Here is a 15,231-nt window from a genome sequence, read left to right on the forward strand (position 1 = left end):
CAGTTCGTGCCACACAGTGATCGGCGTGCCGGGATGTCCCGCGGGTAACCGCGTCTTCCTTGGAGTTGGGGTGTGATTAATCGCCGGGCATTATTGGTCCGTGCTGGGATGACGGCGGGTGCTGCCGCGGTCGGGCTCGGTGGCTGCGGCTTCTTGCGCAAGCCAGGTCCGAGCGATTCCGCGGTTACCGGCGGCAACAAACCCAACATCCTGGTGATCGTTGTCGATCAAATGCGCGGGCCCCGGTGGTTCCCAGAACCTCATCAGCTCTCTACCCTGCTGCCCAACATCGGTCGACTACAAAGGAGCAGCGTTTCATTGGAGGCCCATTACACCGCATCCAACATGTGCACGCCGTCGCGCGGTGTGATGACCACAGGTTTGTACTCTCACCAAACCGGATGCTTGTTCACCGGAGAAGGGCCTAGCGAGTCGACTCTGGCTCCCAGGTTTCCGACGTGGGGCACGATGCTGCGCCAGCACGGGTATCACACGTGGTGGTGGGGCAAGTGGCATCTCGGGCACCAGGGTGACACAACACCTGAAGGTCTTGAGGCACACGGTTTTTCCGGTGGCACCTTTCCGTCGCCCAACGGCTCGCCCAACCAAGGGTTGCGGAAAGACCCCGGCATCGTCGACCAGTTCTGCGAATGGTTCGATGACAACGCCGGCAAAGGCCTTGGTGCACCACCGTCTCGCTGGTCAATCCGCATGATATTTGTTGGTGGCCGAAAAACCCCTTGCCCGAGGATGTTCCGCGCTGGTTTGACGCAGCGCCGGTCAACTTCGAGACACCTGAGGATCTGCGCCGGCGCGGTAAGCCGCAACTGCAGATCGACTACATGAACTTCATGTCCCCACTGTTGACGGGCAGGCTCTCATACTCCGGGCCAGATGTTGCGCGCCAGTGGGCCCGCTGCCTGGACATGTATCTGTGGCTGCAACAACAAGTGGACGCGCAGATCGGGCGGGTGATCGACAAACTGGCCGCACATCCCGAGATCGACCGCAACACCGTCGTCGTGTTCACGTCCGATCACGGTGAATACGCCGGCTCGCACGGCCTGCGCGGTAAGGGGGCGGCCGCTTACGAGGAGGCGATCCGGGTACCGCTCTATATTCGCGACCCGCGCGGACATCTGACGCCCAAACCCGGCGACACCCGGATCCAGCTGACCTCTAGCGTCGACTTGGCGCCGCTGCTGTTGAGCATTGGCTATGGCGGGAACGGGTGGCGCGCCGAGCCCCGCTATGCCTATTTGGCTGACCGCGCTGACCTCGTAGCCATTGCGAAAAACCCTGCGGCACAGGGTCGCCCGTGGATTGCGCACGTCACTGACGACATGTCGGTGGAAGAAATGACGACGTTATTGAAGTCGCCAAACACCCGTGCGGTTTTCGGACCGTCCGAGCTGCCGACCAATATCCCCACCTCCTCGCCGAGCCACATCCTGGCGGTGCGGACCCGTGACGCGAAGCTCGCCTCCTACTCGTACTGGAAGCCAGGTGGTATGGACGTCGACACGTCGCGGCCGATTGAGCGTGAATTCTACGACTACTCAACACGTTTGGGGGTACAGGAGGTCGACAACCAGGCCGGCCGCAACCGCAAGGAGGTCGGACTGCAGGAACTCCTCGACCACAAGGTACTCGCCGAGGTGCGAGCTCCGCTGCCGGCCTTCCTTGACGACGCTCAACAGCAAGGCCTCGCCGATATGCGCCAGCTCGTCGCTCGTCGCGGGGGCTGACCGCAGCCGTTCTTTCCCTCGACAGGAGGACGTCTACCTCACCGCGCTATCACGGCCAGCCAGCGCAACCGACCCCGTTGATGCATCCGCCGCCGCCACCAGGGCCTCCCCGCCGCCACCGACGCCGGGGATCTGACCGCCGCCACCACCCGGGCCGCCGCCACCGGTGGGACCACCCGGGATCTGACCGCCGCCACCACCCGGGCCGCCGCCACCGGTGGGACCACCCGGTATTGCGCCACCGCCGCCGGCCGGTCCTCCACCGCCGGTGGGGCCCCGGGTGCCGGCGCCGAAGATGGCGCCGGGGTGACGCTGGTGGTCGTGGTCGTAGTGGTAGTCGTGGTGGTAGTTGTCTGTCCAGCTTTGCCGCCGCCGCCGCATCCGACCGCCAATGAAAGTACGGTCGCGCCGCCTACGAGCGCGATCGCGATTCGCGGTTGGGTTTTCATCGGACCCCACTCTCGTTTGGAAGCTTCCAGGGTAGTTCTTGTGTAGTTCTTTCAACGGTCAACCCGCCCTGTTGTACCCGTGATTGGCGAATGCAAAACGTACTCGTGTCGGCTCGGCGCGGGGCCGGTGATGGTGCATGCGTTCAGCAGCAGCAGCGTGACGCGCTAGCAACGATCTACATGCGCGATCCGCATGCTCGGTCCCGGTGCTTGGGGGAGCTGCGACAAGGGCCCTGTGGCCCTGTGGTGCAAGCCTTTTCGCTGGCCGTATCCGCGACTGGATGCTGACGACATGCGCAAACGCCAGCCTGGTCGCGACAATTAGAAGCCATGTTCGGCGCGCCCGTGGTCGAGGTCTGCGCCGGTGAAGCCGCGCCAATCGCGGCAGCCCGCATCCCCGGCGCCTTCAGCGACGCGGTTCAGCGCCGTCTGGGCAATTGGGCGCCGATGATCGGCGCAATCTTGTCGGCCAGGTATGCGTGCCCGGCGTCGTTGGGATGCACACCGTCGGGTCCGATCAGATCCGGTCGGTCAACGAACCAACGGTCGGCGATCGGGTCGACAAACGCTGCTCCAGCGCCGTGGGCGGCGGCGTTGAGGATGTCACGAACCTCCAGCACGGATTCGGGTACATCCGCGGTTGGCCACGGCGGCCCGATCACCAGGAGCCTTCCGGTCGGCGTGATGCGGCGTGCCAGATCGAAAGCGTTGCGGGCCATTTCGGCCAGCAGACCCGGATCGACGCCTTGGTCATTACGAGAACCAAAGAACACCACCAACACGTCGTCGGGCTTGACCGCCCTCGCCGTCAGGTCCCCGAAGACGCTGCCGTGGTCCCCCGCAACGGCGTAGCCGGCGCGGCCCTCGGCTGCCACGTCGGCCACAACTTGCACACCCTGGTGTGACAGCGTCTGCCAGGCCAGCGCGGTCCACGATTTCATCCCGAGACCACCCTCGTCGGTGCCGGCCGTGTACGAGTCACCAATCACCGCGATGTGATTCGGCGGTGAACTGCGGCCGACCGTCCGGTAGTGCCACACCGGCGCTGAATGTTCGACAGCCGCCATAACCAATGCGGTGAGAAAGATGACGAACGTGGCCACCCGACTCACCGTTACCTCCACTGCCGATGCGATGCGCGGCGAGCATAACCTGCCCGGCACAGCGAAACGTGCTAGGACTCTAGCTGAGACATTGCCCGGCACAGCATAATTGGCCTGCCTAAGCAGCCGTCAGACGGCTCGCGCAGGAACCGCCGCCTCGTGCGCCGCCAGGACGCCGCCGTCGATCGGTTCGAGCTCGGTGTTTACCGGATCCCACAACTGGTCGATCTGCCGCGTGGGGCGGGTATCCGCCACGTCGACCATTCGGCGCATCCACCGGCGGGCGGGCTCTTCGACGACGTGATACAGCAGCACCGATGCGGCCACCGCGATCACGAGCAGACCGACGACATTCCATTTCCAGGGGCCGCTCTGCAGCGATAGCTCGAACTGCTGCACGACCCAGCCCCAGGCCGTGTGCACCAGCTCATGCACCATGTAGAGGCAAAACGAGATTTGCCCGCCGTAGACCATCAGTCGCGTCGATAACACCCTTGGCAGGCTGCCGATGCCGACCGCCAGGGTGATCACCAGCGGAACGAAGAGCACGTCGACCACCCCGCCGCTGTCGTTCTCCACGACCCCGGTGATCGGGTGCGCGTCCAGCCAGTAGAGGACGCCCACCATGCCCACCATCAGCAACAGTGAAAGGTATCCGGCGATGCGGCGCGCATGATCGGTTAGCTGCAGTCTGCGCACGGCGGCGCAGGCCAGCGCGCCGGCGGTGAACTGCGTGACGATGCGCGGCAGCCAGCTCCAGGGCGTGTAGAAGTGGCCGCTGGCCAGCAACAGCACCACCGGGGGCAGCGACGCGGCGACGGCCAGCCACACCAGGCTTCGCGCCCGCGTCGCATGTTTCATCCGAAACACCATCAGCACCAGCACACAGAACAGCAGGTAGGCCAGCCATTCCGCGCTGATCGACCAGGCCGGCCCGTCCCAGCTGGAGCCGTCGAAGAATGGCTGAAACCACAGCTGCACCAGCAGCACCTGGCGCACGTAGCTGATCGCGGTGAGCTGGCTTGCGTCCGGTGAGGGCACATGACCGACATGCAACGTGAAGATCACCCACAGCGCGGCCAAATGCAATGTGACCAGATAGACCGGCCACACTCTGGCCAGCCGCAGCCACAAGAAATGCGCAGTCGCACGCACCGACCAGACCCGGCCCATGCGCTCGAGGTAGTTCCAGGTCAGGACGAACCCACTGAGGATGAAAAACAGGTCAACGCCCTGCGCGCCGCAGTTCAGCACCGGCGCAAGCGCGTCGCGGAATCCGGGTGATGCGTCACCCAACATCGGCCGGAAGTGAAACAGCACCACCCACACTGCGGCGACGATGCGGAGTCCCGTCAGGGCCTTGATCTCTCCGCTGCGCACGATGCTCATTCCGTGTGGACTCTGCCGTTTCGTTCGCCTACCTGTTCGGCTGGCCGGGCCGTCGCTAGCCGCGCGACGTGGCGCCGACAGCCTTTGCAGACTAACAGCGCTACCACCGCGATGCCGTGCAAGGGAGCGGTGTGGCTGCGTGAGCCAGCCGCGCCTCGACGCGCAGCCGGCCGCCACGCCGGCCCGAATATCTAGCCTTAAATATAGTTGAATTCGCTTGAGTCAGTTTAAGTTTCGTTACAATAGCACACATCACCCGACGACCAGAGCAGGGCAAACTCGCTCACCGCGCACACCTCGGCGACGAGCGGCGAACTATTGACTGATTCCAGAAAAGGAGTCATATTTTCTATGTGTCCTCGAGGCCGGACTACGCAGAGAAGCTGCGTATGGCCGATCTGCGCGTGACGCGCCCCCGAGTCGCCGTGCTCGAGGCGGTCGAGGCGCATCCACATTCGGACACCGAAACAATTTTCGAAGCCGTACGTTCCGGCTTGCCGACGGTATCGCGCCAGGCCGTGTACGACGTGTTGCATGCGCTGACACGGGCGGGCCTGGTGCGGCGAATCCAGCCGTCCGGCCTCGTTGCGCGCTACGAATCGCGCATCGCCGACAACCACCACCATCTCGTCTGCCGGTCCTGTGGGGCCATCGCAGACGTCGACTGCGCCGTCGGCGAGGCACCGTGCCTGACCCCGTCTGAGGACAACGGCTTTGAGCTCGACGAGGCCGAGGTCATCTACTGGGGCCTGTGCCCCGACTGTTCGACGCCCTGATCCCTAGTCACCTACCCCTGAAAGGAAGGACCAAGTGTCCGAAAGCGAAAACCCGGTGATCGAGGCTCCTACCCCGACGGCTCATCGGCCGATGACGAACCGAGACTGGTGGCCGAACCAGCCAGACCTGTCGGTTCTTAAGAAGCACGCACCTCAGGCCAGCCCCATGGGTGAGGGTTTCAACTATGCGGAGGAGTTCAAAAAACTCGACGTCGAGGCGCTCAAACGCGACCTCATCGAGGTGATGACGACCTCGCAGGATTGGTGGCCCGCCGACTACGGCCACTACGGGCCGCTGTTCATCCGGATGAGCTGGCATGCCGCCGGCACCTACCGCATCCACGACGGCCGCGGCGGCGGTGGCGAAGGCGCACAGCGCTTCGCTCCCCTCAACAGCTGGCCCGACAACGCCAGCCTCGACAAGGCGCGCCGCTTGCTCTGGCCGGTGAAGAAGAAGTACGGCAAGAAGATCTCGTGGGCCGACCTGATCATCTTCGCCGGCAACGTCGCCTACGAATCCATGGGATTCAAGACGTTCGGCTTCGCGTTCGGGCGCGAGGACATCTACGAACCCGAGGAGATCTTCTGGGGTCCTGAAGACACCTGGCTCGGCGACGAGCGTTACAGCGGCGAGCGCCACCTGGCGGAGCCGCTTGCCAACGTTCAGATGGGCCTGATCTACGTGAACCCCGAGGGACCCAACGGCAAGCCCGATCCGCTCGCGGCGGCGATCGACATCCGGGAGACCTTCCGTCGGATGGCGATGAACGACGTCGAGACCGCTGCACTGATCGTCGGCGGCCACACAGTGGGCAAGACCCACGGTGCGGGTCCGGCTGACCTTGTCGGCCCGGAGCCCGAGGCCGCGCCGATCGAGCAGCAGGGGCTGGGCTGGAAGAGCGCCTACGGGACCGGTGTCGGCAAGGACGCGATCACCAGCGGCATCGAAGTGGTCTGGACTCCCACACCCACCAAATGGGACAACGGCTACCTGGAGACGCTGTACAAGTACGAGTGGGAGCTGACCAAGAGCCCGGCCGGCGCCTGGCAATACGTGGCAAAGGACGCCGAGCCGGTGGTGCCCGATCCGTTCGACCCCTCGGTGAAGCGCCTCCCGACAATGCTGGTGACGGACCTCGCGCTGCGGATGGACCCGATCTACGGCAAGATCACCCGCCGCTGGCTCGATCACCCCGAAGAACTCGAGGAGGAGTTCGCCAAGGCGTGGTACAAGTTGTTGCACCGCGACATGGGACCCATCTCGCGTTACCTGGGCTCCTGGGTTCCAGAACCGCAGCTGTGGCAAGACCCGGTACCCGAGGTCGACCACGAGCTGATCGATGAGACCGACATCGCCGCGCTCAAGGCCAAGCTCCTGCAATCGGGGTTGTCGATATCCCAGCTCGTCACCACCGCGTGGGCGTCGGCGGCCAGCTTCCGCGGCACCGACAAGCGCGGTGGGGCCAACGGGGCACGGATCCGCCTTGCGCCGCAAAAGGATTGGGAGGTCAACAACCCGCCCGAACTGGCCAAGGTGTTGCCAGTACTGGAGAAGGTCCAGCAGGACTTCAACAACTCGCAGTCCGGCAACAAGAAGGTCTCGCTGGCTGACGTGATCGTGCTGGGTGGCTGCGCAGCGGTCGAGCAGGCGGCGAAGAAGGCCGGGGTCGACATCGTCGTCCCGTTCGCGCCGGGGCGCACCGACGCCACCCAGGAGATGACCGACGTGGAGTCCTTCTCCGTGCTCGAACCCAAGGCCGACGGGTTCCGCAACTACCTGCGGGCTGGCGAGAAAGCCTCGCCGGAGCACCTGTTGGTGGACCGCGCATACATGCTGAACCTGACCGCTCCGGAAATGACGGTCCTGATCGGCGGCATGCGGGCCTTGGGCGCCAACTACGGCCAGACCAAGCATGGGGTATTCACCGACCGGCCCGAGACGTTGACCAACGACTTCTTCGTCAACCTCTGCGACATGGACAACGAGTGGAAGGTGTCCGAGTCGACGGAAAACGTCTACGAGGTTCGTGACCGCGCCACCGGCCGGCTCAAGTGGACGGCCACCGCCGTCGACCTCGTGTTCGGATCGAACTCGGTGCTGCGCGGCCTGGCCGAGGTCTATGCCGCCGACGACGCCCGGGAGAAGTTCGTCCAGGACTTTGTCGCTGCGTGGGTCAAGGTGATGAACCTCGACCGGTTCGATCTGCGTCGCTGACGCCGCGATGATCGTCTTCCCCGCAGGCTCCCCTGGCCTGCGGGGCGGCGATCAGGGCCGCTCGAAGTGCTGGTAGTCGATGGGCGACGTCCAGTGGCCGCCCCATCGCCAACCCCGGTCGGTGAAGGCCCGCACGGCCGGATCCCCGTCGTGCAGGAGTCCGGGATCGGCGCGGCTGCGGTCCAGGTAGGCGGCCGCGTTCGTCGGCTCGACAGCACCTTCGGCGTGGATGGAGGGGTTGAAAAGCGGGTTGAGGTCCACTGCTCGCCCGTAGGCGTGCTGCGACCATCGGCCGCTGCCCGGGATAGCCCGGCAGTTGTAGGCCGACGTGTTGTTGTCCTCCATCGATAATTCGTCGGCCGCTGCCGGATAGTGGTCGACGCTGCGGATCTTCGCGATCGGGTAATGCAGCTGGTACAGCCGCTCGAAAACCGCGATCACCTCGGCCACCAGGTCTTCGTTCACGATGAGTTGGCCGCGGTGCGTCTGGAGGTCCATGCCGATGTGGTTGACCTCGACCCGCCGCAACTGCCCCGGTTCAGCGGGACACCCGGGCCGCCAGCTGGCACCCAACTCGGCGGCGGTAACGGGGCTGACCGTCGGCCCGGCCGGTGCTCTCGGCGCGCCGACAGACGATGCAGGAGCCGGTGACGACGCCGCGAAAGGCGCTGGCGCGTCGGCGCAGCGCGGCACAGCCACGCCGGTCGCGGTCAATACCGCCAGCACGGCGATCCTGCGCCTGACGAAGCGCGATCGGCCCGCGGTCGTCGCGGTGCGGATCCATCGACTAGTCCACGCAGCGTCAACGCTAGCCGATCCACGGTGCGAGGCCGACTTGTCGGACCGCGGGTGCATGGTTGCGGCAAGCACGACGAAAGGAGTGTTGCCGATGTGCTGGATGTGCGACCACCCGGGTAGCACCATGCGGGACTATCTGGCGGAGGTGCGCAAAACGATGCTCAGGCACGGCTGGGCGGTGCAGTACGTCGAGGATGCTCGCGCGCCCTATGCGTACACCGTCGGTCTGACCCGCCATGACGTGCCCGAGCTGTTGGTCACCGGCGTGTCGCCGCAGCGAGCGGTCCGGTTGTTAAACCTCGTTGGCGAGCGGTCGGTGCGTGAAGGGCCACCCGCGCCCGGTGTGCAGATCGAGATGCACCCCGGGCCGCTGCTCGAGGTAGTCGAAGTGGAGCAGCCCGATGCGCACATGAACTGCGCCGCAGCGATATTCGGTAGCGAGCTGAGGGCATTGCAGCTGGTCTGGGCTGACAGGCGTGGTCGGTGGCCCTGGGGTCCCGGCTTCAACGATGGTCGCGGCAGGCAGCCGGTGCTTGGTGTGCGGGCCAAATTGAGTTGACCTGCGCTTGGGCACATGCTGCTGCCTCGTTTGCCCCCGTACGCCGGCACCGCGGAGCGGGCCGTGATGCAACCGTTACCCTGAATGACTCGTGGGCTTTTCTGCACCGGCAAGGGAGCTGCGCGCGTCCGTCGAACCGGGTCGAAGCGTGTCGGCTTGGGTTCGCTGGGGCGGCCCTGTGGTTTTGGCCGCGGCGCTGCTGCTTTATGCGCTTGTCTATGTGCACTGGCCCCGGCTGGCCGTGCAGGTCGACCTGCAGGTGTACCGCTTCGGTGCAATGCGGGTCCGGGGTGGGCTGGACCTGTATTCGATTGGCCTGACCGGCAATCCCAAAGAGCTGCTTTTCATCTACCCACCGTTCGCTGCACTGAGCTTCTTGCCGCTGGCGCTCATGGCCGAGGTTTCCGCCCAGGCGTTGTGGTTGTTGGTTATGTGTGCGCTGGTCGTCTATGTGGTTTGGCGGATGCTGGCGTCGCTCAAAGTTAGCCAGCCGAATGGATTGTGGAGCCTCACCGCGCTTCTGGTAGGTCTGGTCGCCTGGTTGGAACCGTTTCGGCTGTCGCTGCAGCTCGGACAGATCAACATTGCCATCCTTGCGATCGTCGTCGCCGATCTGCTGACTCCCGCACAGCGCAAGTGGGCCGGGGTTGGCATCGGCCTGGCGGCCGGAATCAAGCTAACGCCGGCGTTGTTCATCATCTACTTGGCGGTTGTCGGGCGCATGCGTGCCGCACTGGTGGCCAGCGCAACGTTTCTCATCACCGTTGTCATCGGATTCGCTTTTCTGCCAAGGGATTCCGAATATTACTGGTTGCGCCGGGGCTTTCATGACGTTGGCCGGATCTCACGTGATCCGTTTGCCAACACGAGCGCGGAGGGCCTGCTGCATCGTCTCGACTTCCCCGCCCCGGTGGGCACCGGTGTGTCGGTAGCGCTGGCGGCGGCCGCTGTCGCGATCGCAGCAATTGCCTACCGACGTGGCCATACCGTCCTGGGAATCGCCCTGGTGGGGATGGCTTCGGCCGCCGCTTCACCGTTTAGCTGGAGCCATCACTGGGTCTGGTTCGCACCGCTGATGGTTCACCTGGGACATCAGGCCTACCTGCTGCGCAGCAGATATTCGACGCTGACGCTCTGGCTGCTGTGCGCGCTGCTTGCCGGCTGGTTCAGCACGGCGCCCGGCGGCGACATCCGCGAGGCAAGCGTGCTCTCGCTGCGGCCCGGCGGTGTCTGGAATGCGATCATCCCCGGCACCTATGTCCTGATCTTCCTGGCGGTGCTGGCCTGTGCGGCAGTATGGCTATGGCGCTCGGCGGCGGTTTGCCAGCCAGCTTCGGATCGAGGGCCACAACTTGCGCTACAAGCGTCGTGAAGGCGGCTGACGTCAGCTCCCGTGGGCGCTGCGCGCACGGACCGGGACAACGCGCAAGGTGTCCTAGCGTTGGCCGAGGCGACCATCGAGGTGATCTGCCGCTAGTGAGCAGCGGTCCAACACACTTGCAGAACCGGCGGTTTGCGAAATACCAGACCGCGCGGCGCAATTGGGTGGCGCGGGTCGAGGTGCAGGCCGGGAAGGCGATCCAGAAGTCGAGCGATCGCAATCGCTGTTTCGGTCCTGGCGAGCCGAGCGCCGAGGCAGTAGTGCGACCCGTGAGCGAACGCCACGTTGAGCCGGGCGTTAGCCCGGTACACGTCGAACCGGTCCGGGTCGGCGAAGACTGCGGGATCGCGGTTGGCTCCGGCAAGCGACACCACCACCAGGTCCCCGCGCTGAATGTGCGCGTCGGCGAGCTCGACATCGCGGGTCGCGTATCGGTCGACCGACGCGACAGCGGGCTCGAGGCGGAGGGACTCCTCGATGGCATTCGGCAACAGATCGCGCCGGTCGCGGACCGCCGTGAGCGCCTCGCGATCGCCAAGCAGGTGCCGGACGGTGTTGAGGATCATGCCCTCCGTGGTGTCGACACCCCCGAACATCAAGACCGCGGCGTTGGATGCCACCTCGTCGGGGCTCAGGCCGTCGGGGCCCCCGCGCGGCGCGCGCCAGCAGTGACTGCGGGTCGTCCAACACCCGCAGCACGGCGGAGCGCAGTCGGCCGAACGCTCGTCTCCCGGACGCGCTCACCGGCCCGCCGCCGGTCGCCTCCGAGACCGCCGCCACGATCGCCGCATACCAGGCCAACACGGCGTCGGTGTCGACACCGTGCAGGCCGAGCACTTCGGTGACGACCGCGACCGCGAGCGGACCGGCGAACTGCCGGCGCAGCTCCGCCGCACCGGCCGGCCGAATCGTCGAGATCAACCCGTCGGTTTGGGTCTCGATGAAGCGGGCGAACCGCCCCCCGGACACGCGCCGGGTAGAACCATGACGCGAAAGCCTCGCGGTGGCGCGCGTGGGCCGCGCCGTCCCGCGAGAGCATGCTCGATCCGACCACCCGCGATGTGGAGAACCGCGGGTCGTCGACGGTGAACGTGGTGGGATCGCGCAAAACGCGCACCGCGAGGTCGTAGCGCGTGATCAGCCATCCGTTGAGCGCGGCCAGCCGCGTCACCGGCTCGTGTGCCCGCAGCCGTGCCAGCAGCGGATGCGGGTCGTCCCCGAGCTCGCGCATGGTCGCGGCTCGCCCGATCGGGAACTTCTCGACGATGATGATGCTCGCGTTAGTACAGCGGCGACCACGCAGAAGTCCGCAGCAGCCGACTCTCCCACTGATCGCGATACTTCAAGGCCTCAAACATATAGCTGCCCGGCCCGCGCCGCTCGGGCGGCAGGTCGGTGGTCAGCAGGTGCACGAGCGCCGCGTAGTTGTTCGACGGGTCGATTTTCTGCCACAGCATGGCCTCGCGTCGCCTGTAGCTGCCGTGTGCAACCTGGAAGCAGGCTTGGATGTCGAGCAACCGCATGCCCGGCGGTGCCTGGGACAGCGGGCGGTAGTAGATCTCGTCCCAGGCCCGGATGTAGTCATCCAACGGGGCGTACGGCCAGCCGGTGTCCTCCATGAACAAGCTCAATGAGTGTGTCGCCCCGTCAGTTGGGACGGTCGCCAGCTCGACTTCTTGAAGCGGCGACCATTCGACCGGCAGCAAGATCTTGCCAGTCACCTCATGGCGAAGGCTGTCCAGCTCACGCATTAAGGGCGCCAGGTCACCGGTCTGGGCGCGGCGGGCCAAGGTCTCCCAGGCCGCGCCGTCGGTGACGGCGGTAATGGTGACGACGTTGTAGGACGCCCCGGTGCCGTGGGCGTGGTTGGTGTACCAAAGCAGCCGAGCATTGTCGTCCTTGGCCAGTGCGGGCATCCAGCTTTCCCGGTAGAGCGTCTCGAATTGCTCCTCGCGTGCGCCGACGACCCGGTGGGTTTCGTGGAGGAACAGCATGGCGACTCCTCGCGGTTCAGGCTCGGCCTGCGATCAATGCGGCCAGCTGGCGGCGGTTGACCTTGCCGGTCTCGGTGTACGGAATGTGGTCAACGACCACCAGGCGTTCCGGAAGCTTGAAATGAGCGATCAGCTCACGGCAGTGCGAGCGCAGGTCGTCGAGCGTCAGCGGCGAGCTCGCCACTACGGCCGCCCCGACCCGCTGGCCCATCTCGTCGTCGGCGATCCCGGCCACGGCCACGTCGCTGACCGCGGGATGGGTGCGTATCGCGTCCTCGACCTCGATCGGCCCGAACTTCTCTCCCCCGCGGTTAATCGTGTCGGTCAACCGGCCGGCGGGATAGATGTAGCCGTCGGCGTCCCGGCGGGCGAGGTCACCGGTGCGCAGCCAGCCGTCGGTCACGTTCTGGCTGGTGTTCACCCACAACTCGCCGACCGTTCCGGTTTCGACGTCGATGCCCGTGGCCGGGTCGACCACCCGCACGTCGACGCCGGGCAGCGGGCGGCCCACCGATCCCACCCGGTTGGGGTCACGGTGATCGTCAGGTGACAGCGTCGTGTAGGCGCCCAGGGTCTCCGTTTGGCCAAAGACGTTGGCAAAAGCCACATTCGGCAGGGCCGCCATGGCTCTTCGCACCAGCGTGACGGGCGCAGCGGCCGCGCCGTAAGCGATCGCGACAAGGCAGCTGAGGTCGGTGCGGGCGAAGTCGGGATGGTCGAGGATCCGCTGCAGCATGGTCGGCACGACAAATGCGCTGCTCACCTGATGCGCTTGCACGAGGCGCAGCCATTCTCCGGCGTCGAAGCGGTCCTGGACCACTGTGGTGTTGCCCGAGTACAGGCTGCCCAGCACGCCAAGGGCGCCACCGACATGGAAGAACGGCACGCACATGATGCTGATCGCGGGTATCGCATCGGCCCGAAAAGCTCTGCTGAATCCGGTGATTCGGTTTCGGAGCTGTGCGTGGCTGATGCCGACGGCCTTCGGCAGCCCGGTGGTCCCACTGGTGAACAAAACCAAAGCTTCACGATTGTCGACATCTTGGGCGGGTGGTGCGGCAACCACGCACTCGGTCAGCAGGTCGGCGGCGGTCAGCGCCCTGGTAGCGCCCGCGTGACACAGCCGAACGGTGTACGCCTCCCCCGCCACACCCACATCTGCACACCCGGCATGCCGTAGCAGCGCCCGCAGCTCCGACCGTGTCAGAGCAGGGTTCATCAGCGCGGCTGCCGCGCCGATGCGTGCGGCAGCCAGCATCGATGCGATCGACAGCAGGCTGCCCACGTCCACAACCGCAACACGTCGGCCGGCCAGCCCCTCAGCGGCCAGCCCAGCCGCACAGTGCTGCACGCTTGTCGCCAGCTCGCCGTAGCTGACGGCGCGTTCGCCGATGATCAGTGCGGCGCGAGCCGGGTCACCGGCCGCGGGGGCGTCGAGGATGGTGCCGATGTTCATCCGCTCAGTACAGGGGTGACCACGACGAGGTCCGCAGCAGTCTGCTGGTCCACTGATCACGCAGGTTTAGCGCGTCGTGCATCCAGGTTCCCGGTGCGCGCTGCTCCGGCGGGATCTCGGTGCGAAGCAGGGCCAGCAACGCCTCGGGCTGGTTGATGCGCTGCATCAGAACCACCTCGCGGCGCACGTGACTGCCCAGCGCCGGCTGGAAGGCAGCCTCGATGGTGAGCATCGCCGCCGGCCGATCGAGGCTCTTCGCGTACACCTCGCCGCAGCGGTCGATGTATTCGGTGAATTTGTCCTGGTAGGGCCACATGGTGTCTTCCATGTAAAGCGTCAGCGCGTGTTCGCCGACGTCGGCGGGAACCTGCTCGAGGGGCAGGTCTTGAAGCGGCGACCACGGCACTGGCACCAGCAGCTTGGCGTCGACGTCGTAGCGCAGTTGGTCCAGTCCGCGCATCCACCGGCGCAGATCGCCTTTCTGGATCCGAAGCGCCAGCCGCTCCCAGGCTGCTCCGTCGCGCACGGCGGTGATGGTGACGACGGTGTAGGACGGGCCACTGCCGTGCGCGTGGTTCGCATACCACAGCAGCCGTGCGTCATCGCCGGCGGCGAGCAGCGGCATCCAGCCTTCGCGGAAGGCGGCCTCGAAGTCGGCTTCGGCCCTCCCACGCACCTTGTGCACCTCGTGCATGATCAGCATGCCGAGACCTCCCAACCCAGGCGCGCCCGATTGGCATCCCGCGCTTCACGCACGTTATTCCGCCGGATCTGTCGTGTCCACGACAGTTCGGCAGCACGCACAGATCTGGACAGCCGGGGCGAGAATCTGATTTGCTCAGACGGCACCTGGTTCACCTGCAGGAAGTCGCCCATGGCCCGAATCGACATTCCCGACGGCCCCGGCGGTGAGGCCGCGATGGTCTGGACGTTGCGACCAGAGCTGGGCGGCATGGTCGAGCGGATGATCAAGGGCGCCTACCAGCAGAGCATCCTGCCGGTCGAGGAACGCGAACTGGCCAGGATGCGCATCGCACAGCTCAACGACTGTATTGCCTGCTCGGGCTTTCGGGCACCGTCGGTGCTCGAAGCCGGCGTCGCTGCGGAGCTCTACGAGAACGTTGCCGACTATGCCGTCTACCCGGGCTACACGATGCGGCAACGCCTTGTCATCGAGTACGCCGAGCGTTTCGCTACCGACCATGCCTCGATCGCGGGCGCGTTCATGCAGCGGATGCGCGAGCTGTTCACCGATGCAGAGATTCTCGACCTGACGTTGTGCGTTGCGGTGTTCCTGGGTCTGGGCCGCACCTTGACGGTGCTCGGCATAGACCAGTCCTGCGCGATCGACGTGTGAGCGACA

The 15,231-nt window shown here is 65.6% G+C and carries 13 protein-coding genes and 1 pseudogene; 6 read left to right on the forward strand and 8 right to left on the reverse strand.

Annotation, left to right across the window (positions count from 1 at the left end; translation table 11 throughout):
* The first annotated feature begins 108 nt into the window (after positions 1-108).
* Positions 109-1,748 (forward strand): annotated as a pseudogene (locus tag MHEC_RS10875) (sulfatase-like hydrolase/transferase).
* A gap of 33 nt (positions 1,749-1,781) precedes the next feature.
* Here MHEC_RS10875 and MHEC_RS10880 read toward each other — a convergent pair.
* From MHEC_RS10880 to MHEC_RS10890, 3 genes are all read right to left on the reverse strand, one after another.
* Positions 1,782-2,129, reverse strand: coding sequence for a hypothetical protein (locus MHEC_RS10880; RefSeq protein ID WP_414018091.1), 348 nt, complete (start codon positions 2,127-2,129; stop codon positions 1,782-1,784).
* 487 nt (positions 2,130-2,616) lie between these two features.
* Positions 2,617-3,309 (reverse strand): Rv0518 family GDSL lipase, encoded by a 693-nt coding sequence (locus MHEC_RS10885; RefSeq protein ID WP_048890928.1) that lies wholly within the window; start codon positions 3,307-3,309, stop codon positions 2,617-2,619.
* 120 nt (positions 3,310-3,429) lie between these two features.
* A complete protein-coding gene (locus tag MHEC_RS10890) occupies positions 3,430-4,689 on the reverse strand; it encodes an acyltransferase family protein (RefSeq protein WP_048890929.1) in 1,260 nt (419 codons plus the stop codon).
* A 353-nt stretch (positions 4,690-5,042) separates the two neighbouring features.
* Here MHEC_RS10890 and MHEC_RS10895 point away from each other — a divergent pair, with 353 nt between their 5' ends.
* Positions 5,043-5,465, forward strand: coding sequence for a Fur family transcriptional regulator (locus MHEC_RS10895; protein ID WP_071700377.1), 423 nt, complete (start codon positions 5,043-5,045; stop codon positions 5,463-5,465).
* Positions 5,466-5,556: 91 nt separating this feature from the next.
* Positions 5,557-7,680, forward strand: a complete 2,124-nt coding sequence (gene katG / locus MHEC_RS10900; RefSeq protein ID WP_235434778.1) for a catalase/peroxidase HPI — start codon at positions 5,557-5,559, stop codon at positions 7,678-7,680.
* 51 nt (positions 7,681-7,731) lie between these two features.
* Here the strand turns inward: katG and MHEC_RS10905 are convergent, their stop codons facing one another.
* Positions 7,732-8,406 (reverse strand): M15 family metallopeptidase, encoded by a 675-nt coding sequence (locus MHEC_RS10905; protein ID WP_048891042.1) that lies wholly within the window; start codon positions 8,404-8,406, stop codon positions 7,732-7,734.
* A 229-nt stretch (positions 8,407-8,635) separates the two neighbouring features.
* On the opposite strand from MHEC_RS10905, the gene MHEC_RS10910 reads away from it, so the two are divergent.
* Complete coding sequence (locus MHEC_RS10910; RefSeq protein WP_327037182.1) at positions 8,636-9,037, forward strand: DUF4262 domain-containing protein; 402 nt, start codon at positions 8,636-8,638, stop codon at positions 9,035-9,037.
* A 178-nt stretch (positions 9,038-9,215) separates the two neighbouring features.
* On the forward strand, positions 9,216-10,409 hold the full coding sequence (locus MHEC_RS10915; RefSeq protein WP_082169828.1) for a glycosyltransferase 87 family protein: 1,194 nt from the start codon (positions 9,216-9,218) through the stop codon (positions 10,407-10,409).
* 101 nt (positions 10,410-10,510) lie between these two features.
* Here MHEC_RS10915 and MHEC_RS10920 read toward each other — a convergent pair whose 3' ends face one another.
* From MHEC_RS10920 to MHEC_RS10935, 4 genes are all read right to left on the reverse strand, one after another.
* Positions 10,511-11,038 carry a cytochrome P450 gene (locus tag MHEC_RS10920; protein WP_201399505.1) on the reverse strand — a complete coding sequence of 176 codons (528 nt, stop codon included), beginning with the start codon at positions 11,036-11,038 and terminating at the stop codon, positions 10,511-10,513.
* A gap of 660 nt (positions 11,039-11,698) precedes the next feature.
* Positions 11,699-12,412, reverse strand: coding sequence for a hypothetical protein (locus MHEC_RS10925; protein ID WP_048890933.1), 714 nt, complete (start codon positions 12,410-12,412; stop codon positions 11,699-11,701).
* Positions 12,413-12,428: 16 nt separating this feature from the next.
* Complete coding sequence (locus MHEC_RS10930) at positions 12,429-13,868, reverse strand: class I adenylate-forming enzyme family protein (RefSeq protein WP_048890934.1); 1,440 nt, start codon at positions 13,866-13,868, stop codon at positions 12,429-12,431.
* A gap of 4 nt (positions 13,869-13,872) precedes the next feature.
* Positions 13,873-14,571 (reverse strand): hypothetical protein, encoded by a 699-nt coding sequence (locus MHEC_RS10935; protein ID WP_048890935.1) that lies wholly within the window; start codon positions 14,569-14,571, stop codon positions 13,873-13,875.
* 171 nt (positions 14,572-14,742) lie between these two features.
* Here MHEC_RS10935 and MHEC_RS10940 point away from each other — a divergent pair, with 171 nt between their 5' ends.
* Complete coding sequence (locus MHEC_RS10940; RefSeq protein ID WP_048890937.1) at positions 14,743-15,225, forward strand: carboxymuconolactone decarboxylase family protein; 483 nt, start codon at positions 14,743-14,745, stop codon at positions 15,223-15,225.
* Positions 15,226-15,231 lie beyond the last annotated feature (6 nt).

The organism is Mycobacterium heckeshornense, assembly GCF_016592155.1.
In the GTDB taxonomy this organism is placed as follows: domain Bacteria; phylum Actinomycetota; class Actinomycetes; order Mycobacteriales; family Mycobacteriaceae; genus Mycobacterium; species Mycobacterium heckeshornense.

What these genes read in the sequence shown, in the direction of transcription:
- MHEC_RS10890 (WP_048890929.1), bottom strand. Translation starts at nt 4,689, where the DNA reads ATGAGCATCGTGCGCAGCGGAGAGATCAAGGCCCTGACGGGACTCCGC.
- MHEC_RS10910 (WP_327037182.1), top strand. Translation starts at nt 8,636, where the DNA reads ATGCTCAGGCACGGCTGGGCGGTGCAGTACGTCGAGGATGCTCGCGCG.
- MHEC_RS10935 (WP_048890935.1), bottom strand. Translation starts at nt 14,571, where the DNA reads ATGCTGATCATGCACGAGGTGCACAAGGTGCGTGGGAGGGCCGAAGCC.
- MHEC_RS10930 (WP_048890934.1), bottom strand. Translation starts at nt 13,868, where the DNA reads ATGAACATCGGCACCATCCTCGACGCCCCCGCGGCCGGTGACCCGGCT.
- MHEC_RS10925 (WP_048890933.1), bottom strand. Translation starts at nt 12,412, where the DNA reads ATGCTGTTCCTCCACGAAACCCACCGGGTCGTCGGCGCACGCGAGGAG.
- MHEC_RS10880 (WP_414018091.1), bottom strand. Translation starts at nt 2,129, where the DNA reads ATGCGGCGGCGGCGGCAAAGCTGGACAGACAACTACCACCACGACTAC.
- katG (WP_235434778.1), top strand. Translation starts at nt 5,557, where the DNA reads ATGACGAACCGAGACTGGTGGCCGAACCAGCCAGACCTGTCGGTTCTT.
- MHEC_RS10940 (WP_048890937.1), top strand. Translation starts at nt 14,743, where the DNA reads ATGGCCCGAATCGACATTCCCGACGGCCCCGGCGGTGAGGCCGCGATG.